A 25321-nucleotide genomic window follows, 5' to 3' on the forward strand; every position below is an offset into this window, starting at 1 on the left:
CCATCACCGCCGCTTGTTTGCCCATCGCCGCCCCCCATGCTACCGGCCAGCGACCCGGAGACAGGACCGCGATGACCCACACCTTCGCCACCCCGCCCACCGACCGCTTCTTCGAGGATTACGTCGTCGGCGCCACCTACGAATGCGGCTCCGTCCACCTGACGGAAGCCGAGATCATCGCCTTCGCCAGCCAATACGACCCGCAGGCCATGCATGTGAACCCAGCGCTGGCGGCCGCCGGCCCGTTCGGCGAGATCATCGCCAGCGGCTGGCAGACCATGGGCGTGACCATGCGCCAGGTCGTCGACAACTACCTGCCGTTCAATGGCCTGGTCGCCCCCGGCGTCGATGAGGTCCGCTGGACCCGCCCCGTCCGGCCCGGCGACACGTTGTCCGTGCGGGTCACCGTGACCGAGGCCCGCCGCTCCAGCTCCCGTCCCGATCGCGGACTGGTCCACAGCCTGGTCGAGACCCTGAACCAGAACGGCGACGTGGTCATGAGCTTCAAGCCCATGAACTTCGTCCGCGTCCGCGATCCCCAAGCAGGATGAACGGCCCGGCGTGATCAGCTCCGCACCAGCGGACAGCCCCCCTGGTCGAGCGGCCGGAACGCCTGCGCCGCCGGCACGACGCGCTTGGTGATGTAATAGTCGAACGGCATTTTCGACTGTGCTGGCGACTTGACCTCGAAGAGGTACATGTCGTGGATCTTCCGCCCGTCCGTGCGCACCAGCCCCTTGCCGAACAGGGGGTCGTCGGTCGGATTGGCTTTCATCCACTCGACCACCGTGCGTCCGCTGGCTTTCGCCTTGTCGACACCGAGCGCGGCGACAGCTTTGAGGTAGTGGGTGACGGCGGAATATTGCGCGGCATGCACCGATCCCGGCACATTATTCGGCATCCGCCCCGCATACCGCTTCGTGAATGCTCGGGTATGCTCGTTCAAGTTCCAATAGAACGGCTCCGTCAGCAGCACGCCCTGCGCCGCCTGCAGGCCGACGCCATGCACGTCATGGATCAGGAACAGCAGCCCGGCGATCTTGGCGCCCGTCTTCTGCAAGCCGAACTCAGCCGCCTGCTTGATGCAGTTCACCGTGTCATTGCCGCCGTTGGCGAAGCCGATCACCTTCGCACCCGACGATTGCGCCTGCACCAGATACGACGAGAAATCCGTGGTCCCCGGAAACGGCGCCAGCGCCTGGCCCAGCACCTTGCCGTGCGCGGCGACGACGAAGCTCGCTGCGTCGTTTTCCAGCGAGTGGCCGAAGGCATAGTCGGCGGTGATGAAATACCAGGTGTCGCCGCCATCCTTCACGGTCGCGTCCACCACTGCATGGGGCATGCACCAGGTGTCATAGGCCCAGTGCAGGTGGTTCGGGCCGCAATGCTTGCCGGTGATGTCGGCCGACGCGCCGCCGGTAAAGATCGCCACCTTGTCCTTGGCCTTCACCATGTCGCCGATGGCGAAGGCCGCTGAAGACAACGGCACGTCCGTGATCAGGTCGACGCCCTGGTTGTTGAACCAGTCACCGGCGATCGCCACCGCCACGTCCGGCTTGAGCTGCAGGTCAGCCGAGACGAGCTCGACCTTGATCCGCGGATGGGCCTTGGCGAAATCCTCGATCGCCAGCCGGGCGCCGACCACGGATCCCGGTCCGGTATTGGCGGCATAGGCGCCCACCATGTCCGTCAGCACCCCGATCTTGATCGGCGCCGCTTGAGCCCGAGCGGAGCGGGAAGACCCGGCGGCAAAGCCGCCCGCGAAGCCAGCGGCAAGCACATGCCGCCGACGGAACATCTGTCCCATTACGCAACCTCCCATGTTTTTGTTCTGACGACAGCGTCCGCCAACTGGCCGCTTCGCACAAGAGGTTTGATACGCGCCCGGACCGCTTCGGACTGGCCGCAACCTGCCCCAGGATGTTTCCATCGATACCGTTGGAGGAGGCTACCGCCTCCGGGCGCCCGGGCCGCCGCCAGGATCGTTCAATCCCCATTCCGCCATCAGCTCGGCACGCTGCTTCTGCAATTCGGCGCGGCGAATGCGCAGCCGTGCATCGTCCAGCAGCCGCAGCCCGATCGGCGCCAACTCGCACAGCGCCCAGGCGACGGCAGCGGCCAGCCAGGCGATCAGCACGCTCCGTGGCCGGTCGATCCGCGCCAGGCATTCATGCAGGCCGGTGCAGGCATAGAACGCCCGGTGCACCGGCCCGATGGACGCCACGGCCTGGAACACCAACATGGCCCGCGCCAAGGTCAGCCCAGGCGAGCGGTCGAGCAGCAGCGTCACCAGACCTGGCAACAGCAGCAGCGCCACCGGGATGGCCAGGTCGGGCGACAGAGCGATCAACGCGCCGACGCCCAGCACCAGGATCAGCAGCAACAGGATCCGCATCACGGCGTCATCAGCGCAAGAGCGCGCAGGATCAGGACCACCAGTCCGCCGCCCGCGACGATCACCGCCCCGAAATGGCGTGCGACCAGGGCCCTGGCAGTGTCGTCCTCATCGATCGCGCGGATTTCCGCATCGATGGACGCAAGCCGCTCGATTGCCAGCCGTTCCCCGGCCGCATCCTGCTCACGGCGGATCCGGTTGAACAGCAGGTCGAGGATGGGCGCCAGGTCGCCGGCCTTCGCCAGTTCCCCAAGGCGCGCGGCGATCTGCTGGCGGTGTGGGCGGTTGCGCCAGCTCTCAACCGCGGGCGTCAGCCGCTTCGCCGCCCAGGCCGTGAGCGCCTGCAACGGACCTGCGCCGTGACCGGCTTGCAGGGCACGCAGCAGGCTGATCTCGGTCCGGCGCCGATCATCCTCGGTCTGCGCCGTTGCGAGCGCACGAAGCTGCGGTTCGACATCCTCTTCCGCGCGCGCGCTGATGAAGGCGATCAGAGGCGGGTCGAGCAGTGACCCCTTTGCCGCTGGCGCCGCCTTGTCGAGGGCGGTCAGCAGGCTTGGAACGTCAACGATCCAGTCCCTGGCCATCGCCGGCGCGGCACATGGCAGCATCGGATTGACCCGATAGAACATGCGCAACAGCGCATCCGGCACGCCGTCCGCGGCCAGGCGCTGGCAGGCGGCGACGACGCGGGCAGATCGTTTCGAACGATACGGCTTGTCGAACCGATGGCTGGTGGCCCAGATCTCGATGATGTCGTGTATGAAGATCTCCTGGATGATCGACAGCATCTTCGGATCGTCGCCGATCGCGGCCGACAGCAGGCCGGCCGCCCCGTCGGGCCGCATCGCCACGCCGCGCCAGCACACCGGCATCCGCGGATCGAGTACCGCGATCGCCCGCATCAGCAGCCTGGCGTCGCTGCGCGGGTCGGGCCGCGTCTCGGCCATCCGCTTGCGCACGAGGTCTTCGATCTTCTGGGCGACCCCGGCATCGCCCAGGCTCCGGCGCAGCCACGTCGAGATCGTCGGATTGCGGAGTGCCTGAATGGCCCGCCGCTCATCCTTGAACATCGCATAGGCGACGGTGCGGGCGTCGTGCAGCACAAGGTCGCCCAGTTGCAGCGGATCGTGGCTGCGCCGGGCGGGACTGGACGCGACGCGGCGGGCGCGAGCGGCGTTGGGATCGAGCAGCAGCTTCGGCGAGGGGCGATGGTCCGGGTCCTCGGCCAGCAGGCCGGACAGCAGGTCGGTCATGAAGCCCGACAGCCGCAGGTCGCGCGACAGGGCGGCGAAGCTGCCCAGGCCGAGCTTGGCGCGGATGATCTCCTCGTCGGTCATGCCCTCGCAGGGCGTCTTGCCGGCCGCGAGGCACATCATCAGGACGCCAAGGGCATAGACGTCGTCGGCGATCGTCCCCGGACCGCGCGCAACGGGTTCGCACATGGCTGTATAGGGCGTCTCGAACAGCGTCGGCTGGTGCATGGCCGGCGGGGTGGCCCAGGCTGCGCCCAAGGTGACGAGTTGGCCAGGCCCCTCCAGGAAGACGTTGTCCGGCCGGATGGCGCGGTGCGTCAGCCCCATCCCCTGCAGCGTCAGCAGGATGCGCGCCGTCGGCTTCAGCACCTGGTCGATCAGCGCGCGATCGGTCCACCGCGTCGTGCCGGCGGACAGGGGCGGTCCCGGCGGGGCGGAATAAATAATGTAACAGGTTTCGCCGCCGTTCGGTGCGGGGCCGACGCCGTGGCCGCCAGGGGTCATCAGGCAGTCGATATGATCGGTGATCATGCGCAACGCCTCGACCCGCGGCGAGGCGTCGCGGGCCACCATGATACCGATATGCGCGCCATCGGCGGCGTCCTGGCTGGTGGCGAGGAAGGCAGGCAGCCCGCCTCCAGCCTCCGGCATCGGCTTGTCGGGATGAACGGTAAAGCGGCCGGCGATCAGCGGCAGGGATGAGGAAGCAGGAGGCGGCATGCGGTGCGGGCCATTTTGGTCGAGCCGCCGCAGCCTAGCGGGGGAGAAGTTTACGATCGGTTAACGGGCGGGGATAGACGCGAGCACGGGCAAGGGTCCCCTGATTTCCGTTTCTCACCCATAGGGCACAGCCCAGTTCGGCAGGCTGCGCTTTTTCCGCAACCCGTGGACGGATGGCGGCGGCTGACCGTCAGGCCTTGTCGCCGAAACAATGCTCCGGACCGGGAAAGCGCCTTGCCCGAACGTCGTCCGCATACGCCGTGACGGCGTGGGTCACCAGGGCCGGCACGTCGGCATAACGCTTGGCGAAGCGCGGCGGCTTCGGGACCAGGCCGAGTATGTCGTCGACCACCAGGATCTGCCCGTCGCAGGCGGGCGAGGCGCCGATGCCGATGGTGGGGACCGCGACGCTGTCGGTGATCGCGCGCGCCACCGGCTCCACGGTGCCCTCGATGACGATGGAGAACGCGCCGGCGGCCGCGATGGCCTCGGCATCTGCCCTGACCTTGGCGCTTGAATCAGGGCCCCGGCCCTGGATCTTGAAGCCGCCCATCTTCTCGACGGATTGGGGCATCAGGCCGATATGTCCCTGGACGGGGATCCCGTGGCGCACCAGGTGGGCGACGGTCTCCGCCATCTCCTGCCCGCCCTCCAGCTTCACCGCCTGGCAGCCGGTTTCGCGCATCACCCGCAAGGCACTTTCCAGGGCCCGACGCGGCGAGTCCTCATAGGTGCCGAACGGGAGATCGACGACGACCAGCGCATGCACGGTGTTCCGCACGACAGCGGCGCCGTGCGCGATCATCATGTCCAGCGTCACCGACAGTGTATTGGCGAAGCCATAGACGACCATGCCCAGGGAATCGCCGACAAGGATCAGGTCGACATGCGGATCGACCAGGCGGGCGATCGGCGCGGTATAGGCGGTCAGGCAGGCGATTGGCGCGCCGCCCTTCTTTAACTGGTCGAACGCGACACGTGCCGCGGGGACGTTTCCTGTCATGGTGTTCTTGACCTTGCTGAGCCAGCCGAGGGCCGCGCAGGACATCGCCGGCGGGAGTGGATGTCAACCGCCGGCGCCGATCCGTCCCGCCCGCCGGTCGCGGGAAGCGGGGACATCCCGTGTCATCAGTTCTTCACATGTCGGATAGCGGAGCGCACCGTAGAGAACCAACGTTGATCACGTTCTCGCAGGATTCGCCTCATGATCCGACGCAAATTGTTGGCTTCCGCCGTCACCGGCCTTCTCACGACCACAATGCTGACGTCAGGGCCGGCCGGCGCCGCGGTCAGCCCCGAGGATGCCGCGCGCACCGCGACGCCGATCAAGCACCTTGTGGTGCTGTTCAATGAGAACGTGTCGTTCGACCATTACTTCGCTACCTACCCGAAGGCGGCCAATCCGCCGGGCGAACCTGCTTTTGCCGCCACGCCGCACACACCGCGGGTGGCGAGCGTGGAAAACGCCGGGCTGCTGATCAAGAACCCGAACCTGAACCCGGCCAACGGCCCTGATGCCGCCGCGCCTTTCCGCCTGGACCGCACCCAGGCCAATACGGCCGACCAGAACCATGCCTATACGGCCGAACAGCAGGCCTATAATGGCGGCAAAGCGGACCTGTTCCCCAAATACACCGGCAAGGGCACGGCAGGCGGGGCCGGCACGTTCGGCACCAAGGGCCAGGTGATGGGTTATTTCGACGGCAACACCGTCACCGCCATGTGGCACTACGCCCAGCGCTTCGCGATGGACGACAACGCCTTCACAGACACCTATGGCCCCAGCACGCCGGGGGCGCTGGAAGTGGTCGCGGGCCAGACGAACGGGATGAAGATCGTCGCCACCACCAAACAGCCCTCCACGATGGCCGCCGTCAGCTACTACATCAACGATGGCCAGGGCGGCCTGACGATGATCAACGACGTCGACCCTGCCTATGACGCCTGTTCCGCGCCCAAGGACCAGGTGATGATGACCGGGAAGAACATCGGCGACCTGCTGAACGACGGCAGCGTCACGTGGGGCGGCTTCATGGGCGGCTTCGACCTGGGCATCAAGAACGCGAACGGCACCACCGCCTGCCAGCGCAGCACGCATTCCGAGGTCGTGGGCCAGAACGTGGTCGACTACATCCCGCACCACAACTGGTTCCAGTATTACAGCTCCACCGCCAACCCGACCCATGCACGACCCAGCACGCTCGCGGCCGTGGGCCATAGCCTGGAGGCGGACGGCAAGACCCGCGATCCGGCGAACCACGAATACGACCTGGCGGACTTCTACGCCGCCGTGAAGGCAGGCGATTTCCCCTCGGTGTCCTTCATCAAGCTGCCCGCTTACCAGGACGGCCATGCCGGCTATTCCGACCCGCTGGATGAGCAGGCCGGATCGGTGCAGCTCATCAACTTCCTGCAGCAATTGCCCGACTGGAAGAACACCGCGGTCATCATCACCTGGGACGACTCCGACGGCTGGTATGATCACGTCTTCACCAAGACCACCAGCAGTTCCTCCGATCAGGTGGACCAGCTCAATGGACCCGCCAAGTGCGGGACCGGCCCGGCGAAGGATGGTGTGGACGGCAAGCCGGTGAATGGCCGCTGCGGGCCGGGCACGCGCATCCCGTTCCTGATCGTCTCGCCCTGGGCTCGGACCAACAGCGTGGACCACCGATTGATCAGCCAGGCCTCGGTGGTCCGCTTCATCGAGGACAACTGGCTGCACGGTCGGCGGCTGGGCGGCGGATCCTTCGACGCCACGTCCGGCAGCGTAATGGGGATGTTCGACTTCAAGGCCAAGCCGCATCTGACGCCGTTCTATCTGGATCCCGCGACGGGCGAGGTCCTGAAATCCGCGCCCACGACGAACTGACGACCCGATGCGCCCCGTGCGCCTCGGTCTGGCCGTTGCGGCGGTCACGGGCGGGATCGGCCTGGCGCTGACCTGCCTGGCGGCCGGCGTTCCGTCGCCGCCGCATGACGATCGGGCGCAAGCCGCCTTGGCGCGGGGCGAGAACCCCTGGCCGGTCAAGCTGCGCCGACCGGTCCAGGCCTCGCTGTCCGCCATGGCGGAATTGGGGAAGCTGGAGTTCATGGACACCAGCCTCTCGGTTTCCGGCCGTCAGTCCTGCGCGACCTGTCATATGCCGGATCATGCCTATGGTCCCGGCGGCGACGCGCCCGCCGTCCTGGGCGGGCCGCACATGACCCTGCAAGGCGTACGACCGCCGCCCAGCCTGGAATACCTGGAGGAGGAACCGGCCTTCAGCGTCGGTCCGGACGACGAGGAAAACGAGAACGTCACCCTGGCGCAGATGGTCGCCCAAAGCCAGGACATCGCCCGCCCCACCAAGACCGCCGACAGCACGGCCCAGAGCGCCGCCGCGCTGGTGCCCCAGGGCGGCTTGTTCTGGGACGGCAGGGCCGATTCGCTGGAACAGCAGGCAACGGGTCCGCTGCTGAACCCGCTGGAGATGGCCAACACGTCGATCCACGCCGTCGCCGAGAAGCTGCGCCACGCATCATACGCCAAGCGGTTCGTACAGTTGTTCGGTTCGACCATCCTGCGAAACGACAGCCTGCTGGTGGATGAGGCCACGTTCGCGCTGGCGCGCTACCAGATCGAGAACGTGGACTTCCATCCCTTCACCAGCAAATTCGATGACTGGCTGGAGGGCCGCGCCCGGATGACGCCGGCGGAGATGCGCGGCTACGTCCTGTACAACGACCCCGACAAAGCCAACTGCGGCGGTTGCCATGTCGACACGGTCGGACCGAACGGTGAGCCGCCGCTGTTCACCGACCATCAGTTCGAGGCCCTGGGCGTGCCCCGCAACCCGGCACTGAAGGCCAATGCCGATCCGGCCTATCACGATCTCGGCCTGTGCGGCCCCTGGCGGACTGACATGCGGAACCAGACCGCCTACTGCGGCATGTTCATCACGCCGACGCTGCGCAACGTCGCGCGGCGCCACGTGTTCTTCCACAACGGTCGCTATACGACGCTGCAGCAGGTGCTGGACTTCTACGACTACCGCGACGTCGACCCAGGCCGCATCTATCCGCGCGGCCCGGATGGCAAGGTTGAAAAATACAACGACATCCCTGCCGCCTATCGTGCCAATGTCGATGTAACCGACCCGCCCTTCGACCGCCATCCGGGCGAGCAGCCCGCGATGACGCCGCAGGAGGAGCAGGACATCATCGCCTTTCTGGGAACGCTGACCGATGGCTACAGACCGGATCGGCCGTCCGTTACCCCTAGCCGCGATCGATCAGGAGATCGTCCCGCCGCGGCAGTTCATCCAGCGCCTTGATCCCGAAATAGGACAGGAACCCCGCGGTGGTGCCCCAGATCGTCGGCCGCCCCGGCGTGTCGCGCCGGCCTTTCGGCGTGATCAGTTCCAGCTCCAGCAACTGGTCCAGCGTCTGCTGCGACAGGGAGGCCCCGCGGATATGCTCGATCTCCGCCCGTGTCACCGGCTGGTGGTAAGCGATGATCGACAGCGTCTCCATCGCCACCGGCGTCAGCCGCCGGGGCTTGGCGATCAGTTTCCGCAGCCGCGGCGCAAGGTCCAGCGCGGTGCGGAACGCGACGCCGCCTGCGACCTCCACCACCTCCACCCCACGCCCGGCGTAGCGGGCCTTCAGCACCTTGACGACGACGTCCGCATGGATGCCTTCCGGCAGCAGGGCGGAGATGTCCTTCATGGGCACGACCTCCGCACTGGCGAACACCAGCGCCTCGATCAGGCGCAGCGTATCGTCGGTCGGCAGGATCGTTACGTCGGTCACGGCGCGGGGTCGGAGCCGTCCGGCGTCGTGCGCAATAGGATGGGGCCGAAGGCCTCTTGCTGCCGCACCTGGACGGCGCCGCTTTTTGCCAGTTCAAGGCCTGCCAGGAACGTGCTCGCCACCGCCGCCCGCCGCTCGGTTTCGTTGAATGGCGACTCGGGGAGGAAATCCTGCAGGTCCGTCCAGGAGAATTGCCGCTCCGCCCGCTGCGACATGCTGTGCAGCGCAGCCTGCAAGGTCCAGAAATTCAGCGGCTTGGGCGTATAGCCGGTCGACTTCGCCCCCCGCCGCATCGCGCGCAGATAAGCCCGGATGAACACCCCGGGCTCGATGACCACGCCCGAACTGTCGATTTCCTCGTGGCTTTCGGGCATGCCGCGGGCGAAAACATCGTCGCCCAGGATCGGCCGGCGCCCCAGCCATGCCGACAGTTTGCGCATCGCGCTGAGTTCGGCCAGCCGCTCTGTCAACGCGGCGGCGACCGCCTCGGCGTCCTCTAGCTCATCGGACGGGGCGGGCAGCAGCAGGCGTGATTTCAGCCAGGTCAGCCAGGCCGCCATCAGCAGCCAATCGGCGGTCAGTTCCAGGCTGTATTTCCGCGCATCCGCAATCACCGCCAGGTATTGGTCCACCAGCGACAGGATCGAGATCTTCGCCAGATCGACCTTCTGCGCCCGCGCGAGATTGAGCAGCAGGTCCATCGGGCCCTCGAACCCGTCGAGGTGCAGGATCAGCGTGTCCGCGGCGCTATGCGCGGTGTCGAGGGCGGGTTCCATGCGTCAAACGGGGCGCGGCCAGGGTCCTTGGGTCAACGGAAGACATGGACCCTACCGGAAAGGCGTCCGGGTATCTAGCCGGATGCACTTCGGCTGGAAGCTTGGCACCCGGCGGTGTGGATCCGTCCCGTCATGGCGGGCCTGCCCCACCATGACGGAACGGTCCGATGTCAGGCCGCATCCGGGACGTAACGCATGCCGATGGCGAGCCGGTTCCACAGATTGATCATCCCGATCAGCATCGTCAGGTCGACGATCGCCTTGTCGCTGAAATGCGGCTTCAAGGCCTCATAGGCCGCGTCGGGCGCATGGGTCTCGCTGACCTTCGTCAACGCATCGGTCCAGGCAAGGGCCGCCCGCTCGGCCGGCGTGAACACAGGCGCCTCGGCCCAGGCGTTCAGCAGGAACAGGCGTTGCGCCGTCTCGCCGGCTGCCAGGGCGTCCTTGCTGTGCATGTCCAGGCAGAAGGCGCAGCCGTTGATCTGCGATGCCCGCATCTTGACGAGTTCGATCAGGGACTTGGGCAGGCCCGACCGCTGTATCTGGGCCTCGACGCCCAGCACCGCCTTGTAGGCGTCCGGGGCGACCTGCTGAGGAGAAACGCGTTCGATATGCATGGTGACCTCCTGTTGCGTTGGCCGGGAGGTAGGCGGCTCATGGACCACGGACCAGGACCATGAAGGGTCATTTGTCCTATGCCATGATCAGAGGAGCGCCATGATCCGCTCCCCCAGCCGTCGGGCCGCCTGCTCGCTCTCCACATTGGTGAAGCTGATCAGCACGGCCGGCGCCACCTTTGCCTGGACCACCCAGTCGGTCAGCGCATGGGCGTACAAGCCGTCGTCGCGCATCCGCCGCGCCAGGGCTTGGTCCGATACTGCCCCGCCGGTGCGGATCACCAGATGCATCCCGCCTGGTTGTGGCTCGATCCGCAGGCGGCCGTCGAACGCCGCGCTCAGCCCGGCCACGACTGCCCGCCGTCGCTCTGCATAGAGCCGCCGCATCCGTTGGATGTGTCGGGCGAAGTGACCCTCGGTCATGAAGCGGGCGACGATGTCCTGGACCAGGTTCGCGCCGCCGTTGCCGAAAATGCTGCTGACCTGCCGGAACTGGTCGATCAGCCCCTCGGGCACCACCAGGTAGCCGAGGCGAAGCCCTGGGAACAGCACCTTGCTGAAACTGCCGGCGTAGAGCACCCGCCCGGCGCGATCCAGGCTTTTGAGCGCCGGGAGGGGTTGGCTGACATAGCGGTATTCGCCGTCGTAATCGTCCTCGACAATCCAGGCGTCGGCCTGTTCCGCCCAGTGCAGCAGCTCGATGCGTCGGGGCAATGACATCGTCACGCAGGTCGGGCTTTGATGCGCAGGCGTGACGATTGCGGCGCGGGACGACGCTGCCTGACGGATGCCGTCCGCGACCACCAGTCCTTCCGGATCGACGGGAACCGGCACGCTTTCGATCCCGGCATGGACCAGCAGTTCGCGCGTGGGCGGGTAGCCCGGATCCTCGACCCAGATCGTTTCGCCTGGTTGGATCAAGGTCCTGATGACCAACGCCAGCATATCGCGATAGCCGGCGGTGACGAAAATCTGCTCCGCGGAGCATTCGATCCCACGCGAGATGCCCAGATACCCGGCGATCGCCCTTCGCAACGCATCGGATGGCTCCGTCCGCTGCAGCATTTCATCGGCTTGCATCCCCCGCACGCAGCGGGCCGCGAGACGCGCCCAGATTTTCCGCGGGAAAGCGTCAAGGGCCGGCAGTCCCATCTGAAACGGACGGATCTCGGCCCTTCCCTCGCCTGGCTTTCCCGCGCGCGGCGGACCGCCTTGCGCCGTCCCGGCGGAGAGGACCCGTGGATCGAGGCGTGTCGTCACGAAAGTGCCGGCCTGCCCCCTGGTGGAGAAATACCCCTCGGCATTCAACAGCGCATAGGCGGCTTCGACCGTCCCACGCGCAAGGCCGAGTTCCGCCGCGAGGCCACGCGCCGCGGGGACGCGTTCGCCGGGTGCGAGCACGCCGTCCGCGATCGCCGCGCGAAACCGCGCATAGATCTGCCGATAGAGCGGTGATCCCGCCGCCGGGCTCAGCGTCAGGAAGCCTGGTGCATCACCTGGTCGCATGGCCCACCTCGATTTGTCGATCTTGGCACTTATACCTGGGGCATCAACCGATTATTCCCCTGGGCTATCGGGATCAATGTGGAATTCAGCGAACGATGACCGACACGATCGAGGCCATGATCCGGCCAGTGGAAACCGAGCAGGAATTGCGGGCCTGTTTCGGGGTGATGCGGGAACTCCGCCCCCATCTGGTGAACGAGGACGATTTCATCCGCCGGTTCGCTCGGTTACGAACAGAACAGTACCGGCTTCTGGGCGTGTGGCAGGGCAACGAAGCCGTCGCCTTGGCGGGATACCGGTTGCAGGAGAACCTGATCTACGGCCGGTTTCTCTATGTCGACGACCTGGTCACGACCGAGCGCGCCCGTGGCCGGCGCTGGGGCGCGCGGCTGCTGGAAACGTTGACTGATATCGCCTGCCAGAACGCGTGCACCCGCCTGGTCCTCGACACCGGCCTGGCCAATTCGCTGGCGCATCGTTTCTACTGCCGCCAGGGACTGCTGACAGGAGCGATCCGCTTCGGCAAATCGTTGGAGAGGGTCGCGGCATGAACGTCCTGCATTTGACCTGCAGCCCGCGCGGCGCCGCCTCGGCCAGCACGAGGCTGTCGGAACTGATCGTCCGTGGCCTCGTGGACAAAGCGCCGGATTCGGTTGTCATGCGCCGCGATCTCGGCCTGGCCCCTCCGCCCCATGTCGACATGGCCTATGCCCAAGCCTTGATCGGGCAGCCGGCCGACGCGGATGCGGCATCGATGGCACTGTCGGAGACGCTGATCGCGGAGCTTGAGCAAGCCGATTGCCTCGTCATCGGGACCCCGATGCATAATTTCACCGTGCCGTCGCCCTTGAAAGCGTGGATCGACCATGTCGTCCGTATCCGGCGCACCTTCCGGTCGTTACCGGAGGGAAAGGTCGGCCTGCTGCCGGATCGTCCGGTGCTGATCGCGGTCGCCGCCGGCGGGTTCTATGCCGGAGACACGGCACGCCAGCCGGATTTCCTGACGCCTTACCTGGTTGCGATCCTGGGAACGATCGGCTTGCACGACGTCACGTTCTTTCCATTGCAGGGCGTGACGCGCGGCGCCGATATGGTGGCGGCGGCGTGGGACCATGCGGAACACAATGTCCGGCGAAAATTGGCGGCGATGTCGGCCGGCATGGATCGCGTCGCCGCCGTTGGTTCCGATTAGCGGTTCGCCGGCAACAGCGGCTCGATCGCATCGTGCCAGTAATCCGAGACCTTCGCGTCAAGGCTGCATACGGCATCAGCCGCCAACTCGCCCACCCGGCGGCGATGATGCGGGGTGGAAAGCATCCGTTCGACGAAGTCCGCCAACTGGTCCCCGTCGGCGACCTCGGTGAGCGCACCGGCCTTTTTCAGGAAGCTGACATGCTCCAGGAAATTCGCGGTTTCGGGACCCACCGCGACCGCACAGGCCAGGCGGGCCGGTTCCAGGGCGTTTTGGCCGCCGCCGTGCGGGACGAGGCTTTTTCCGACGAAGACGATTGGTATCAATCGGAACCAAAGGCCAAGCTCACCGTACGTGTCGGCGATCCATAGTCCCCGGACCGGCGGCATCTTGCCGGCCGCTCTGCGGTCCGCGTTCAATTCCTTTTCAAGACGCGGGCCCCGTTCAGGATGGCGCGGAACGACGACGGTCAGCAGGTCCGGGAACTTCGCCGCCAGCTTATGATGCGTTTGTAAGACGATCTCTTCCTCGCCGGGATGGGTGCTGGCCGCCAGCCAGACCGGACGGCCGATGAAATATGGGGCGAGATGCACCATTTCGGCGGCATTGTAGGGCAGTGGCTCCGCCAGGAATTTCAGGTCGCCCAACACCGTCAGCGCCTTGGGTGCGCTGAGAAGCTGCAGCCTGGCGCAATCCAGCAAGGTCCTGGCATGGATGCTGTTGAACGTGCCCATCAGCGTCTTGAACGCGGATGAAAAACGGCGCCAGCGACGGAAGCTGCGATCGGAAATCCGTGCGTTCAGCAAAGCGATCGGAATGTTCCGACGGCGGCACTGCATCAGGAAATGCGGCCAGATCTCGCTTTCCAGCATCACGACGGCATCTGGTGACCACCAATCCAGGCACCGCATGACGCTGTTGGGAAGATCGAGCCCAAACAGCGTCAGGGACGTATGTTCAAGGCGCCTGTTGGTGCGAACCGAGCTTCGCAGGATGTCCTGGGATGAAAGTGTTGCAGTTGTGAACAGAATATTCGTGGCGGATGCCAGACGCTGCACCAGTGGCAGGCCGGCCTTGGCTTCGCCGATACTGGCGCCATGCACCCAAACGAGCGACCCTGCCTCGCGCGCCGTGGCGAACACGCCCAGGCGTTGGCGCAACCGTTCCCGCGCATCCCATCGTCCGTGAAACTTGAAGCGCAGGAAAAAATAAATCGCAGGCCTTAGCAGCAGTACGACGGTAGAGACTATCCTCAGGCCTAACGACATACCCTCCTGCCGATCAATGGGACACTTTGTTCAGTGCCCATACTACGGCGTATTTCGACAACGCACCAGCCGACGGGTCCAGGACGGTCACGGGCCCGCACCGCATCGTGCCCACGCCCTGCGGACAAGGCAGGATCATTCGATCCCATGACGACAGCCGGATGGGATCGTTCATGGCCAGGCCGACCGGTAGGATCGCGACATCGTCCAGTCCGGCGAAGTTCAGCCCGCGCGCCGAGCTGCGACGGGGTCCTCGGGGGCCGTCGGGAGCGATGATCATCAGGAACCGGCGTTCGAAGAACTTCCGGAAGCTCCGCAGCGCGCTTCCGCCGCCGCGCGTGCTGGAGCCTTGGATGGGGGTGACGCCGAACCTCTCCGCGATGTTGCCGGCCAAGGCACCGTCCCGGTGGGTACTTGCCAGGGCGCAGATGGCCGGTGTCCGCCGTTTCCCGGCGCGACCGACCCTTCCGAGAAGGGCCGGCGCCAGGGCCAGGAATTCGTGCCAGATGACGATGATCAGCCGCCCGTCTTCGAGGTATGCATCCAGATGCTCAAACCCGACGGACAGCCAGGTCGAGGTCGAAACAGCGCGCCCAAGAAAGGCATGCACCAGGCTGACGGCGAAACTCTCGGCATGCTGCCTGATGGAACCACCGCTCATGGCCAGCCCTCATGTCAATCGGTTTGCGTTGGATACCGGGAGAAAGAGAGCGCCCTTCCACCCGGTATTTGGATATGGGGTACGTTATTTTTCGGCTACGGCAAGCCATTTGGAAACAACCCGCCGATAAAGCGTTCGACATCCAGCCACCCTGGCGGCCTGTCCGCGGATAGCATTGCCACATGCGGCATGACCACTCTTAGATCAGAAATGCGGCATGGATGCCGTTCGACCGGGGAACCGGACGTCTCGAGCCTTTGTCAGGGGCTACCAGACCGACCGAAAACGGACGTGCACAATGCGGATCATCAGCATAGCCATCGCGATCGCAGCCCTTCTGGCCCCGGCCGCTCACGTGCTGGAGATGGCCAACAAGCTCCGGATGGAGGGCGCGCTCTGGCTCCAAGTGCAACAGCAGCTTTATCGGGGATGGGGCCCCTTCATAGGCGCACCCACCGAGATCGCCGGCGTCGCCGTGAACGCCTTCCTATGCCTAAATCGGTCTCACGACATGGCGGCCCGCAGGATGTGGGGCGTAGCTGCATGCTTGTATGTGGCCATGATCGCGGTGTTCTTCGTTTTCAATTCCCCGGTCAATGCCGCCCTGAGCACATGGGCCAGCGCGACCTTGCCGAGGAATTGGGGCGAGTTCCGATGGCAGTGGGAAACCGGGGCGGCCATCTCGGCCTACGCCGATTGGAGCAAGAGGCGGCGTGGATCGAGAGGTACCACCAGCTCTGGGACGTACGCTTCGATGAGCTGGACAAAGTCGTCGAGGAACTGAAACGAAAGGAGAAGGTCGGTGGACACAACAGGAAAGAATGAGCCCACCTCCAAGAAGAACCGCACGACGGTGGAACGGAAGTCCGACCGGGAGCTGGTCATTACGCGAACCTTCAACGGCCCGGCGCGCATCGTGTTCGAGGCTTGGACCAAGCCCGATCTGCTCAAGCGATGGTGGGCACCGAAATCGACAGGCGTACCCTTGCTGTCCTGCGAGGCGGATGTTCGCGTCGGGGGCAGATACCGTTTCGAGTTTGGCCACGATGCCTCGAAGCGCATGGCGTTCTTCGGCAGGTACATCGAGGTGATGCCGCACTCGCGCCTCGTCTGGACTAATGACGAAAGTGATGACGGTGCCGTGACCACTGTGACCTTCGAGGAAAACGGTGACAAGACGCTGCTGGTCCTGCACGAACTCTATCCTTCGAAGGAAGCTCTCGACTTTGCCATTGCCGGGATGGAGGATGGGATGCCCGAGCAGTTCGAGCAACTGGACGACCTTCTCGTCACCCTGGGCGCGCGCGTCGGATGGTCATGAAGTCTGTGATCTCGCGGTCGGCCGCCTGGCTCTTCTCTGCATGCCACGCCAGAGCGCTCCGGCTCGTTGAAGCGATCTTACATCATTTCGAAAGTGGCTCGGATCCGGGCTTGGGGATTGGAAATGGAGAGCGTCAGACGGTCGATCCTGCCTAAGTCAGGTCAGCACGACGCGGTTTCCGCTCTCTGCAGCTTTTTCGATCGCGGCGATAATCCGATGCACCACGACTCCGTCTTCAAAGCTCGGCGCGGTACGGGTGCCGTTCTGCAAGTCCCGAGCCATCCTCGCATAGAGGCGGGCGACATTCCCCGGTCCTGCATCCTCCGGCCAGCCCGCGCGATATGACGACGGGACCTCGAGCGGCCTGAACGTTTTCTCGTCGCTGCGCGCGCCCTTGAGGGAGAGTTGAACCATCTGTGTGTGCCCGGATGGCCCCAACACCCGGATGTCGCCGTCCGTCCCATGGATGTCCCAAAATAGGCCATCGCCGTCCCTCGCCGGGCCACCGCGATAGTGGATGGAGACAGGTGCGCCGGAGGCGAATACACCGCTGACCAGCACTTGGTCCGGGGCCGTTACGGGCAGTATCTCGCCCGTATCGATCGCGAGCGCCGTCGGTCGCCGGACGGCCAACACCGAAGAGACTTCCGCGACTTCGCCGAACACGTCCCGTAGAGCCGCCATCGTGTGGCCGACCGGGATCGTCAGGAGCGTGGCGCCATTGGCGCGGTCCAGCAAATAGGCCCAGGTTTTCTTGTCAGGGATGCTGCCGCCGCCCTGCAAGGCACCGCCCCGTGCGACCAGCGTGGTCGACAGCACATCGCCGACGAAGCCGTCCGCGATCAGGTGCCTCAAATATTCGATCTCCGGCGCGACGCGCGCTTGGGTTCCGACCACACCCAGCACTCCCTTTGCCTGGGCGAGCGCGGCCATTTCCTCGGCTTCGGCCAGGCCATTACCCAGCGGCCATTCGCAATAGACATGCTTGCCCGCGCCGATCGCCGCCTTCACGATTTCCAGATGAGGAGGCACCTTCACCGCGACCGTGACGATATGGACTTCTGGTGCCGCAACCAACTCAGCGACATTGGCGAAGGCGCGCGGAAGCCCGGTCGCGGCGGCCGCAGCCTCGGCGCTGGCTTTGCTCGTGTTGGCGACGCCGACGATTTCGAAGGTTTCGGATAACGCACGCAGCGCAGGAATGTGGCCTTGCGCGGCCCAACTCCTGCCCGGCTCCACGCCGACGATACCAACCCCGAAGCGCTGTCCTGGCATGGCGCTGTGTTCCCCTTTGCTCCATCTTGACCTGAAATATATGCCGCGTGCTCTGCGCGAAAATTCGGTATATATACGAGTGATCCTTGAGATTTCGCACCAATGATCGATTGGGAAGATATCCGGCATTTTCTGGCCGTAGCGCAGAGCGGCACGCTCTCCGGCGCGGCCCGCAACCTGAAAGTGGACCACGCGACGGTCAGCCGGCGGCTTGTCGCGCTTGAGGCGGCGCTTGACGTTCGGCTGGTCGATCGCCTGCCGCGATCATGCCGCCTCACCACGATCGGAAAGCAGGTGTTCGATGAGGCAGTCCAGATGGAGGCCGGGGCCGACGGCATCGGTCGCTTGGCAAAGGCCGCGCATGCCCCGCTCGTCGGCCGGGTGACGCTGAGCGCTCCGCCAGTTCTGGTCACCCATCTTCTTGCCGAACACCTGGCACGCTTCCGGGCGGACTATCCGAACATCCGGCTTTCACTTCCGGCACAAGGCCGGCAAGTTTCTCTGAGCCGCCGCGAGGCTGACGTTGCCGTGCGGCTCGTCCGGCCGCAGGAAGCACGAAGCATGACGCGGAAGGTGGGAGTGATGGCCTTCGGTCTCTATGCCCACCGATCATATGCTCACCTGGCTGCGCCGCAGCGGTGGCAGTTCATTGCCTTCGATCAGAGCTTCGCCGACATGCCGCAGCAACGGTGGCTGGTCGGCATTGCCGGCGACCGGCCGGTGGCTTGCGAACTGAACCACATCAGCGAGCACCTGATCGCCGCGCGGGCCGGGGTGGGCGTAGCCGGCCTGCCCTGCTTCCTCGGGGACAGAGACAGTGATCTTGTCCGCCTCCATGAAGACGTGCCTCCTTTTTCGCGCGACATCTGGCTCGTTGTTCACCGCGACCTGAGGAAGACCCCTGCAGTACACGCCGTGATGGATTTCGTTGCAGCCGTGATTTCTGAAAATCCAGATTTGAGTATGCGATAGACAAATATAAAACATAGAAAATATCGGCATGTGTAGCTCGCCGACCATATGCCAAGCTCTCCTCGAGCATCCCGGCGTTACGCCCCCCCACTCACTCGCTTGATCTTTCGATGCAATTTTTCCGCAGGCCATGAAGTACCACGCGGCCGATCCGTCATGAATTTGCGCTCTTGATTTTGAAGAGGAGTTTCGACGGTCCGCGATTTGTTCGGTTTCAGCGACCATCGGCATCGATTGGTCGATTTTCCACATCGATGACAAACAGCGACCGGCAAATCCCGTCAACACCCACCGTATCCTTCATACAGGTTTCTCCTTCAGAACGGATCCGCCGTTACCGGCATCATCGGTCGTCGAAGATCGCCTCGATCGGCTGGCCGAAGAGGCGCGCGATCTTGAAGGCAAGCGGCAGGCTGGGGTCGTATTTGTCGGTCTCGATGGCATTGACGCTCTGACGCGAGACGTCGAGACGCTCGGCCAGTTCCGCCTGGCTCCATCCGCGTTCGGCGCGCAGCGTCTTGAGTCGGTTCTTCATGGCCCAACGCCTTTAGCGCTTCGCCACCCACCACCCGGCCCGGGCGACCAGGGATGCCAGCAACTGAGCAAGAACCAGACCGACCCACCCCAGAGCAAAATAGACACCGGGCGTGCCGCGGCGACCCGTATAACGGGCGAGGAACGCGCCGCCGTTCTCCAGCCACAGCAGCATGATCGGCGCGGTCAGCAAGATGGCTGCCGTGGACCCAATGAACCAACAGAGCTTGCGCGCTTCCTTCTCCATCTCGTCGAGCCGGGGCCAGGTGACCAACCATCCCACCGCCGCCGCCCACGCCAGGCTGGCGAACTTGGCCACCGCTAGCCAAGGCGCCGCGGCCTGCATGTCGTGGCCGAACACGGCCAGTATGATGGCGGCCGCGCCGAACCAGATGAGGACCGCGCCGACGACGGCGACCGCGACGGATCCGATGAACGCGACGTGTCGGCGGGAAAGCATGGTTGGGCACTCCCATGTGTCAAGCAAGCTTGACACAGCCGCAGATGAGTGTCAAGTTTGCTTGTCATAAATCGGCGCTAGTCGTTTCGCTTTGGGGGTCGGAGCCAATTGCGAGCGCAGTGAGCAGCACACGAGCGCAAAGCGGTCCAGTTTCCATACCGGACCACCCAGGCGACTTGGGCTACAATGGCGATATGACCGGATATGGACAGTTCTGCGCGATAGCACGCGCTGGGCCCGGGTCGCACGGAGTCATCGGCACTCAGCCGTGAAGGGCGCGATGCTGGTGGCGCCGGCCGACGTGGACGATATCAACCGCACCCCTGATGTCGTCCGCTGCTTTGCGCCCACATCGTTGCAGCCAAACCGTTCCGTACATGTGCAGGTTGGTACCCGACACTCTCACCAGTAGGGGATCGGCATCTCCGACAAAGCACTGCAACGTCGTCATCCCGAGCCCTTGCCGTACGGCAACGATCTGCGCCTCGCCGTCCGTGGTCCTGAACGGAACCCCCGTGGTGCGAACCTCGCGGGCCCAATCCGGGATTCCATGACTGCTTATGATGATCCACCGGATGGGATCAGGCGCGCCCGCATGCCACGCGGCTAGTCGATACTCCCCCTCACTCCCACTCGATGGTTTTAAGCGATGATAACACGCTGATTTTTCGGCGCAAATTTTTTCCGCGCATTCCTTTTTCCGCGCATTCCAAAGAACCGTATCCCCGATCCGTCAGAAAATCGCGCTCTTGAATTCAAAGGGGAATTTCGACGATTCGGAATTTGTTCGGTTTCAGCGACTATCGGTGTCGATTGGTCGATTCTCGGGATTTTCCGCGAAGACGGCGCCATCAGCTTGGCCCGAAAAAGACCGTCAGCGATGGCGGAGCGGGACATGCTTGGCAGAGTTGAGAAACCCGGCGATGTTGAGGTTGCTGGAGTGGCGCGGTTGCCTCGCGGCCTGATTCGCGCGAACCAGCCCGGATTGCGCCGAACCGGCGGGCCTTACCATGCCGATTGACGACGGCCCTCGATCGTCCCATGTCCAGGGCGTGGAGCATGCGCGTGAAACGTCCGGGGTCCCGTGCCCGCAGGCCGGCTCGGAGAGGAGAGAACCGTAGGCTCTTGCCGCGTTCGCCGTAGCGAGCGTGATGCCCTCGTCGTGGCGCCAACTCGGAGGCGGCGCCCGTTATCGCGGTCGCGGTCCGCATCGGGTCAGATGCGTACCGACAGGCGCTGAGTTCCAACCCCGGCCACTATCCATAGGAGCGGCGGTCATGAGTCGACCAAGATCACACCGCGACTGGTTCGAGCGCGACCGAGCCCACGCCACGGGCCCCTGGGAGGTCCGGCCGGCCGGCGGCAACGGCGTCAGCCTGATCCGGTCGCCGCAGCAGGCCGCCGGCTTCTACGCGCATGACAGCGCCCCGGCGTTCGCGCTCACCCTCCTCGAAGGTGGGGGCGGTCGGCTGGGGCTGACGTTGGGTGGCGACGCGCTCGAGATATCCGCGAGTCCAGGGCATTGCCTCGTGTCGCCGGCTGACACCACCCTCGCTTGCGAGCACGAGGCAACTATGGACCTGCTCTTGTGCCTTCTTCCAACGACAACGGTCCGCGACGTCCTCCTGGAGCACGGCCGGCACGCAGGCGAGGTGTCCTTCGGCCGGCTGCACACGAGCCCGTTCCGCGACGATCTCGTTGCCACATTGTCACGCCGTCTCTGGCAGGAAGCCGCCGGAGATGACCCGCTAGGAGCATTGTTCGTGGGGCAGGCAGTGCATACATTGATCCTTGCCCTCGTTCGTGCGACCGGCGAGCATCTCACGGCTGAACTACAGCAGAAGGGCGGCCTGCCGCCGTGGCAGGTGCGGCGCGCTTGCGATTATCTACGCGCCCACCTCGATGAAGACGTGAGCCTCGACGCGTTGGCCGGGCTGGTCAGGCTCTCGCCCGCGCACTTCTGTCGCGCGTTCAAGCAATCCACAGGATTGCCGCCGCACCGCTGGCAGCTCGCCCGCCGGGTGGAGGGGGCGAGGGCGTTGCTGACCGACACCGACCTGCCGGTGATCGAGGTGGCCGCTCGGGTGGGCTACGAGGACCCCAACCAACTCGCCCGCGTGTTCCGCAAGCACCTTGGCACCAGCCCCGGTCAGTATCGCCGCGAGCGGAAGAACTGAGCGTGACGATCTCCGCCCGCCACCGGTCGTAGCAAGATCGGCCTATCCGGCGCAATCCACGCCGCGCGGACGGCTCCTCGCAAGCTCCATAATCCGGTCCTTCGCACACGGCAGGAGGACCGACATTGTCACCGATCATCGTCTTACATCGCCAGCTAGAGACCCGTCCTGATGACGTGGCCTTCCTCGCGAACCAGGATGCGTGGACCTACGGGCGCCTGGCCACCGCATCCGAGCATCTCGCATGGGCGCTGCTGCGGCGAGGCGTCCGCGCCGCCGACCGCGTCGCATTGCACATGGAAAGCCGGCCCGAGATGGCGATCGCCTACTATGCGTGCTTTCGCATTGGGGCCATCGCGGCGCCGCTGAACATCATGCCCGAAGCCGTCGAGCCGGAGTCACGCAGCGGCGTCCCGGATGCCGGCAAGAAAGGAGAGATGACCATGAACCAAACAACGACATCTGCGCCCACCCGGGTAGAGGTTGCCGAAGTCCTCAAGCGGATCGCGGATGGATGGCGAAATGGCAACGGCGAAGAGTTTGCAGCCGGGTTCACCCCGGATGCACACTTTGTAGCGTTCGACGGAACAGTGCTGCGCGGATCGCGGGCCATTGGACGGTTTCACCAGCAAGCGTTCGACACGCATCTCAAGGGAACCCGGCTGGTCGTAAGCATCGAGGACGTAGTGGTGCTGGGAGATGAGGCTACGCTCGTCTTTACCAGCGGCCACATTGAGCGTGGCGGTGGCCGTGCCGGTGATCTGACCGGGGCGTCGGTGGAGACGGAACTGTTCATACGGCAGGACGGCGAGGTCCTAATGCGGGCTTTCCATAACTGCCGAAAGCGCCCGATCAAGGACGGGCGATCCGCCGAGGTGTGGATGGCGTTTGATCGCGCGTGGAAGGAATACGCCCCGGAATAGGCCTGGGCAATGCGCGACCCGGCGCGTGCCGCCGCAGGTGCAAACCACTGCAATCGGGTCTGATCCTGCAGGGGCCAGATCGCCTGTGTGCCGTTTCCTACAGTCAGGAAAAACCAGATGACAACACTCATTGATAAGACACGATCAGCAGCCGGCGGCACGCCGGAACCTGATGCGACCACGGTGGACCAGTTGCTCTCGTGCATCGCCGCGCTAGCCCCGCTGGTCGCAGAGCACACCCGCCAGATCGAACAAGACCGGCGACTGCCGACGGATCTCGTGACTGCCCTCAAGTCGGCGCGGATCTACAGCGTGCTCGTGCCCCGACGCTATGGCGGCCTCGAACTCGATGTTCCTAGCACGCTTCGCGCCACCTCGGCACTCGCCAAGCTCGACGGATCGGTGGGCTGGAACGCGATGATTGGCCAGGTCGGCAGCTTGCTGCCATTCCTGACGACGCCGACCCTGTGTGAACGGATTTTCGGTGATGGCAAGGACCACATCCTCGCCGGTTCAGGGCAGCCGGCCGGTAGGGCCGAGCGCACGCCAGGAGGGTGGAAGGTTACCGGCTCCTGGCCGTTCGCAAGCGGCTGCCAGAACGCCGAGTGGATCATGGGCAATTGCGTGATGATGGAAGATGGTTCTCCAATCCCGGCCTCGGACGCGTCGGGCCCGATGATCCGGGCATGCCTGATGCCGGCTGGACACTGGGATATTCACGACACATGGCACACTTTCGGGCTCAGAGGCACCGGTAGCCACGACGTTGAGTTGCGGGACGTGTTCGTTCCGGACTCGAATTTCTTCGAATTTCCCTTCGGAAGCTCCTTTGCACCCGATCCGATCTTCGGTAAAGTCTTCGAGGTTGCCCTGCTGTTGCACGGTGCCTTCTCGGTGGGGGTCGCCGAGGGCGCCATCGCGGATCTCGTTGCGCTTGCGGCATCCGGCCTCAAGCAGCAGCGCATGACCGTTCCGCTGGCTGAAACCGACCGCTTTAAGGAAAGTTTGGCGCGCCTTGACACCGAACTCCGCGCGACACGCGCGCTGCTTGCGGCCGAAGCAGATCGCATCTGGTGCGATCGGGAACGGGCAGCAGCCAAGAGCATGAATGACCTGGCCGGGCTTCAGGGCGTCGCGGCGTGGATTACTTCTGCCTGCGTCCACGTCGTCGAAGGTTGCTTCGAACTCGCGGGAAGCCGGGCGGTGTATGAGACGTCGTCGCTGCAACGAAGAATGCTAGACCTTCGTGTTGGCGCGACACATGCCGCGGTGCACCCGCGCAATTATGTCTCGGCCGGAGCTGCCGCGGCCTCGCGCATTGAAAACGCGCGGGAATGACAGAACCTCACTAGCCCCTGGAATTTGTGCCCCACCCCTCAGTCGTTTCGCGGCCGAGGGGGGACGCGGGCGCACGCTCGCTCGGATACGCAGGTCGGATCGCCACGTCTGGCCGTCATCCCGTACTGGAACCCGCACAAATGTCACGATCTACTCGCCTCGAATCCGCGATGTGCTCGATCTTCCGCCAAGGGGCCGCATCGGATGCGGACCCGGGGGGCATAGAAGCGATCGGACCCGCACGCGTCCTTCGACCGGGTCCAGCGCGGAGGACACGGACGATCGCGCACGGAAGTTTCGTCGCGGCCTTTATGCTGTTGTTCGCCTATGGCAGTGCCACGCTGGCTCAGCCTGCGGACGCTCGTAGACCCGACCAGGCGGTCGACGGCTTGGTGCGAGCGCGGCCGCTTGCAATCGAACCGCTGACGACCATCGGGGCTGCCGGCTCCGGGTATTTTGAGGATCCTTATCCCGTGCGGCTCGCGCCGTCACGCCCGAGCCAAATGGTCGCGATTTCTGGGACGACGAAGGCGATTATGCGTTGCCGAATTCCTCTTGCTCCAAGCCGTTGCACCTGGACGCCGGCGCAGTTCGACGTGGGCGCGCTAGCTGATGGCATTACAGCAGCCGGAGACACGTTCACCAACTTTCAAAACCTCAATGTATTTCAGGATGATCAGGGGGGCTGGCACGCAGTGCTGGCGATTGGTGTCAAGCGGCGCGGCGCGCCGGCCGGCGATCACTGGACGGTTCTCGTGCATGCACGGCCGGCCAGCGCCGCCTCTCCCGACCAGGTCCCGCTGCAATGGGTCGCGGATACCGTGCTCTCCGGGTCTTTCTCAGAGCGTGTCGACGGTAATTATGACGGGAAATACCTTGAGGACGACGGTAAGCTCTATCTTCTGTTCGTGAAGAACTTTACCTCGCGGCCAGCGCTGCGCAATGGGATCGTTATTCAGCCGATGGTGTCGCCGACCCAGAAAGAACCGGTCCCGCCGGCAACGCTGCTGACGACGGGCGACCGGTTCGGCCCGCTGAATTCGGAGCGTTACGATCACACGGCGGCCAAACTAGTCGAGGCGCCATTCATCACACGCATCGACGGCAAGTACGCTCTGATCTATTCGACGGGCGCGTAT

General features: G+C 64.8%; 26 protein-coding genes. 13 read left to right on the plus strand and 13 right to left on the minus strand.

Annotation, left to right across the window (positions count from 1 at the left end):
- Positions 1-71: 71 nt before the first annotated feature.
- Positions 72-551 carry a MaoC family dehydratase gene (locus tag VHB27_RS08350; protein WP_325599166.1) on the plus strand — a complete coding sequence of 160 codons (480 nt, stop codon included), beginning with the start codon at positions 72-74 and terminating at the stop codon, positions 549-551.
- A gap of 14 nt (positions 552-565) precedes the next feature.
- On the opposite strand, the gene VHB27_RS08355 is transcribed toward VHB27_RS08350, so the two are convergent.
- The 4 genes from VHB27_RS08355 to panB all read right to left on the minus strand — a co-directional run bounded on the left by VHB27_RS08355 (position 566) and on the right by panB (position 5371).
- Entirely contained in the window at positions 566-1807 is a 1242-nt protein-coding gene (locus VHB27_RS08355) for an ABC transporter substrate-binding protein (protein WP_325599168.1), read from the minus strand.
- Positions 1808-1948: 141 nt separating this feature from the next.
- Positions 1949-2395, minus strand: a complete 447-nt coding sequence (locus VHB27_RS08360; protein WP_325599170.1) for a hypothetical protein — start codon at positions 2393-2395, stop codon at positions 1949-1951.
- A complete protein-coding gene (locus VHB27_RS08365) occupies positions 2395-4368 on the minus strand; it encodes a protein kinase domain-containing protein (protein ID WP_325599172.1) in 1974 nt (657 codons plus the stop codon). Before VHB27_RS08365 ends, VHB27_RS08360 begins: the two co-directional genes overlap by 1 nt.
- A gap of 190 nt (positions 4369-4558) precedes the next feature.
- Positions 4559-5371, minus strand: a complete 813-nt coding sequence (gene panB, locus VHB27_RS08370; RefSeq protein WP_325599174.1) for a 3-methyl-2-oxobutanoate hydroxymethyltransferase — start codon at positions 5369-5371, stop codon at positions 4559-4561.
- Positions 5372-5572: 201 nt separating this feature from the next.
- Here panB and VHB27_RS08375 point away from each other — a divergent pair, with 201 nt between their 5' ends.
- Positions 5573-7240, plus strand: coding sequence for a phospholipase C (locus tag VHB27_RS08375; RefSeq protein WP_408903983.1), 1668 nt, complete (start codon positions 5573-5575; stop codon positions 7238-7240).
- Between the two features lie 7 nt (positions 7241-7247).
- Positions 7248-8684: a cytochrome-c peroxidase gene (locus tag VHB27_RS08380; RefSeq protein ID WP_325599176.1), complete on the plus strand. Its 1437-nt coding sequence runs from the start codon at positions 7248-7250 to the stop codon at positions 8682-8684.
- On the opposite strand, the gene scpB is transcribed toward VHB27_RS08380, so the two are convergent.
- From scpB to VHB27_RS08400, 4 genes are all read right to left on the minus strand, one after another.
- Positions 8629-9162, minus strand: coding sequence for an SMC-Scp complex subunit ScpB (gene scpB, locus VHB27_RS08385; protein ID WP_325599179.1), 534 nt, complete (start codon positions 9160-9162; stop codon positions 8629-8631). The genes VHB27_RS08380 and scpB overlap by 56 nt on opposite strands.
- Positions 9159-9938, minus strand: coding sequence for a segregation and condensation protein A (locus VHB27_RS08390; RefSeq protein WP_325599181.1), 780 nt, complete (start codon positions 9936-9938; stop codon positions 9159-9161). The genes scpB and VHB27_RS08390 overlap by 4 nt, the downstream gene beginning before the upstream one ends.
- Positions 9939-10108: 170 nt before the next feature.
- The gene (locus VHB27_RS08395; RefSeq protein WP_325599182.1) at positions 10109-10555 is read right to left on the minus strand and encodes a carboxymuconolactone decarboxylase family protein; all 447 of its coding nucleotides are present in this window, start codon (positions 10553-10555) and stop codon (positions 10109-10111) included.
- Between the two features lie 87 nt (positions 10556-10642).
- On the minus strand, positions 10643-12061 hold the full coding sequence (locus VHB27_RS08400) for a PLP-dependent aminotransferase family protein (RefSeq protein WP_325599184.1): 1419 nt from the start codon (positions 12059-12061) through the stop codon (positions 10643-10645).
- 95 nt (positions 12062-12156) lie between these two features.
- On the opposite strand from VHB27_RS08400, the gene VHB27_RS08405 reads away from it, so the two are divergent.
- Both VHB27_RS08405 and VHB27_RS08410 read left to right on the plus strand, forming a co-directional pair.
- On the plus strand, positions 12157-12612 hold the full coding sequence (locus tag VHB27_RS08405; protein WP_325599186.1) for a GNAT family N-acetyltransferase: 456 nt from the start codon (positions 12157-12159) through the stop codon (positions 12610-12612).
- Entirely contained in the window at positions 12609-13253 is a 645-nt protein-coding gene (locus VHB27_RS08410) for an FMN-dependent NADH-azoreductase (RefSeq protein WP_325599188.1), read from the plus strand. The genes VHB27_RS08405 and VHB27_RS08410 overlap by 4 nt, the downstream gene beginning before the upstream one ends.
- Here VHB27_RS08410 and VHB27_RS08415 read toward each other — a convergent pair.
- Together VHB27_RS08415 and VHB27_RS08420 are read right to left on the minus strand one after the other, a co-directional pair.
- On the minus strand, positions 13250-14413 hold the full coding sequence (locus VHB27_RS08415) for a 3-deoxy-D-manno-octulosonic acid transferase (protein WP_325599191.1): 1164 nt from the start codon (positions 14411-14413) through the stop codon (positions 13250-13252). The two genes, VHB27_RS08410 and VHB27_RS08415, sit on opposite strands and share 4 nt — an antisense overlap.
- Positions 14414-14534: 121 nt before the next feature.
- Positions 14535-15182 carry a lysophospholipid acyltransferase family protein gene (locus VHB27_RS08420; RefSeq protein WP_325599193.1) on the minus strand — a complete coding sequence of 216 codons (648 nt, stop codon included), beginning with the start codon at positions 15180-15182 and terminating at the stop codon, positions 14535-14537.
- Between the two features lie 298 nt (positions 15183-15480).
- On the opposite strand from VHB27_RS08420, the gene VHB27_RS08425 reads away from it, so the two are divergent.
- Positions 15481-15966, plus strand: coding sequence for a hypothetical protein (locus tag VHB27_RS08425; protein ID WP_325599195.1), 486 nt, complete (start codon positions 15481-15483; stop codon positions 15964-15966).
- Between the two features lie 18 nt (positions 15967-15984).
- On the plus strand, positions 15985-16503 hold the full coding sequence (locus tag VHB27_RS08430) for an SRPBCC family protein (protein WP_325599197.1): 519 nt from the start codon (positions 15985-15987) through the stop codon (positions 16501-16503).
- A 156-nt stretch (positions 16504-16659) separates the two neighbouring features.
- Here VHB27_RS08430 and VHB27_RS08435 read toward each other — a convergent pair whose 3' ends face one another.
- Positions 16660-17778 (minus strand): Gfo/Idh/MocA family protein, encoded by a 1119-nt coding sequence (locus VHB27_RS08435; RefSeq protein WP_325599199.1) that lies wholly within the window; start codon positions 17776-17778, stop codon positions 16660-16662.
- Between the two features lie 102 nt (positions 17779-17880).
- Between VHB27_RS08435 and VHB27_RS08440 the strand changes: the two genes are divergently transcribed.
- The gene (locus VHB27_RS08440) at positions 17881-18750 is read left to right on the plus strand and encodes a LysR family transcriptional regulator (protein ID WP_325599201.1); all 870 of its coding nucleotides are present in this window, start codon (positions 17881-17883) and stop codon (positions 18748-18750) included.
- Positions 18751-19093: 343 nt separating this feature from the next.
- Here VHB27_RS08440 and VHB27_RS08445 read toward each other — a convergent pair whose 3' ends face one another.
- Together VHB27_RS08445 and VHB27_RS08450 are read right to left on the minus strand one after the other, a co-directional pair.
- Positions 19094-19285, minus strand: a complete 192-nt coding sequence (locus VHB27_RS08445) for a helix-turn-helix transcriptional regulator (RefSeq protein WP_325599204.1) — start codon at positions 19283-19285, stop codon at positions 19094-19096.
- A gap of 12 nt (positions 19286-19297) precedes the next feature.
- Positions 19298-19744 carry a hypothetical protein gene (locus VHB27_RS08450; RefSeq protein WP_325599206.1) on the minus strand — a complete coding sequence of 149 codons (447 nt, stop codon included), beginning with the start codon at positions 19742-19744 and terminating at the stop codon, positions 19298-19300.
- Positions 19745-20024: 280 nt separating this feature from the next.
- Here VHB27_RS08450 and VHB27_RS24780 point away from each other — a divergent pair, with 280 nt between their 5' ends.
- From VHB27_RS24780 to VHB27_RS08470, 5 genes are all read left to right on the plus strand, one after another.
- On the plus strand, positions 20025-20156 hold the full coding sequence (locus VHB27_RS24780) for a hypothetical protein (protein WP_408903984.1): 132 nt from the start codon (positions 20025-20027) through the stop codon (positions 20154-20156).
- Between the two features lie 865 nt (positions 20157-21021).
- Complete coding sequence (locus VHB27_RS08455) at positions 21022-21921, plus strand: AraC family transcriptional regulator (protein WP_325599208.1); 900 nt, start codon at positions 21022-21024, stop codon at positions 21919-21921.
- A gap of 125 nt (positions 21922-22046) precedes the next feature.
- Positions 22047-22844, plus strand: coding sequence for an SgcJ/EcaC family oxidoreductase (locus VHB27_RS08460; protein WP_325599210.1), 798 nt, complete (start codon positions 22047-22049; stop codon positions 22842-22844).
- Positions 22845-22961: 117 nt separating this feature from the next.
- Positions 22962-24182: an acyl-CoA dehydrogenase family protein gene (locus VHB27_RS08465; RefSeq protein ID WP_325599212.1), complete on the plus strand. Its 1221-nt coding sequence runs from the start codon at positions 22962-22964 to the stop codon at positions 24180-24182.
- A gap of 311 nt (positions 24183-24493) precedes the next feature.
- Positions 24494-25321: hypothetical protein (locus VHB27_RS08470; protein WP_325599214.1), on the plus strand; the 828-nt coding region annotated here is incomplete at its 3' end.

This window comes from Rhodopila sp. (assembly GCF_035548235.1).
In the GTDB taxonomy this organism is placed as follows: domain Bacteria; phylum Pseudomonadota; class Alphaproteobacteria; order Acetobacterales; family Acetobacteraceae; genus Rhodopila.

Excerpts from the sequence above, each read along its gene's own strand:
- VHB27_RS08350 (WP_325599166.1), top strand. The coding sequence starts at position 72 with ATGACCCACACCTTCGCCACCCCGCCCACCGACCGCTTCTTCGAGGAT.
- VHB27_RS08355 (WP_325599168.1), bottom strand. The coding sequence starts at position 1,807 with ATGGGACAGATGTTCCGTCGGCGGCATGTGCTTGCCGCTGGCTTCGCG.
- VHB27_RS08360 (WP_325599170.1), bottom strand. The coding sequence starts at position 2,395 with ATGCGGATCCTGTTGCTGCTGATCCTGGTGCTGGGCGTCGGCGCGTTG.
- VHB27_RS08365 (WP_325599172.1), bottom strand. The coding sequence starts at position 4,368 with ATGCCGCCTCCTGCTTCCTCATCCCTGCCGCTGATCGCCGGCCGCTTT.
- panB (WP_325599174.1), bottom strand. The coding sequence starts at position 5,371 with ATGACAGGAAACGTCCCCGCGGCACGTGTCGCGTTCGACCAGTTAAAG.
- VHB27_RS08375 (WP_408903983.1), top strand. The coding sequence starts at position 5,573 with ATGATCCGACGCAAATTGTTGGCTTCCGCCGTCACCGGCCTTCTCACG.
- VHB27_RS08380 (WP_325599176.1), top strand. The coding sequence starts at position 7,248 with ATGCGCCCCGTGCGCCTCGGTCTGGCCGTTGCGGCGGTCACGGGCGGG.
- VHB27_RS08390 (WP_325599181.1), bottom strand. The coding sequence starts at position 9,938 with ATGGAACCCGCCCTCGACACCGCGCATAGCGCCGCGGACACGCTGATC.
- VHB27_RS08395 (WP_325599182.1), bottom strand. The coding sequence starts at position 10,555 with ATGCATATCGAACGCGTTTCTCCTCAGCAGGTCGCCCCGGACGCCTAC.
- VHB27_RS08400 (WP_325599184.1), bottom strand. The coding sequence starts at position 12,061 with ATGCGACCAGGTGATGCACCAGGCTTCCTGACGCTGAGCCCGGCGGCG.
- VHB27_RS08405 (WP_325599186.1), top strand. The coding sequence starts at position 12,157 with ATGACCGACACGATCGAGGCCATGATCCGGCCAGTGGAAACCGAGCAG.
- VHB27_RS08410 (WP_325599188.1), top strand. The coding sequence starts at position 12,609 with ATGAACGTCCTGCATTTGACCTGCAGCCCGCGCGGCGCCGCCTCGGCC.
- VHB27_RS08420 (WP_325599193.1), bottom strand. The coding sequence starts at position 15,182 with ATGAGCGGTGGTTCCATCAGGCAGCATGCCGAGAGTTTCGCCGTCAGC.
- VHB27_RS08425 (WP_325599195.1), top strand. The coding sequence starts at position 15,481 with ATGCGGATCATCAGCATAGCCATCGCGATCGCAGCCCTTCTGGCCCCG.
- VHB27_RS08435 (WP_325599199.1), bottom strand. The coding sequence starts at position 17,778 with ATGCCAGGACAGCGCTTCGGGGTTGGTATCGTCGGCGTGGAGCCGGGC.
- VHB27_RS08440 (WP_325599201.1), top strand. The coding sequence starts at position 17,881 with ATGATCGATTGGGAAGATATCCGGCATTTTCTGGCCGTAGCGCAGAGC.
- VHB27_RS08445 (WP_325599204.1), bottom strand. The coding sequence starts at position 19,285 with ATGAAGAACCGACTCAAGACGCTGCGCGCCGAACGCGGATGGAGCCAG.
- VHB27_RS08450 (WP_325599206.1), bottom strand. The coding sequence starts at position 19,744 with ATGCTTTCCCGCCGACACGTCGCGTTCATCGGATCCGTCGCGGTCGCC.
- VHB27_RS24780 (WP_408903984.1), top strand. The coding sequence starts at position 20,025 with ATGCTGGTGGCGCCGGCCGACGTGGACGATATCAACCGCACCCCTGAT.
- VHB27_RS08455 (WP_325599208.1), top strand. The coding sequence starts at position 21,022 with ATGAGTCGACCAAGATCACACCGCGACTGGTTCGAGCGCGACCGAGCC.
- VHB27_RS08465 (WP_325599212.1), top strand. The coding sequence starts at position 22,962 with ATGACAACACTCATTGATAAGACACGATCAGCAGCCGGCGGCACGCCG.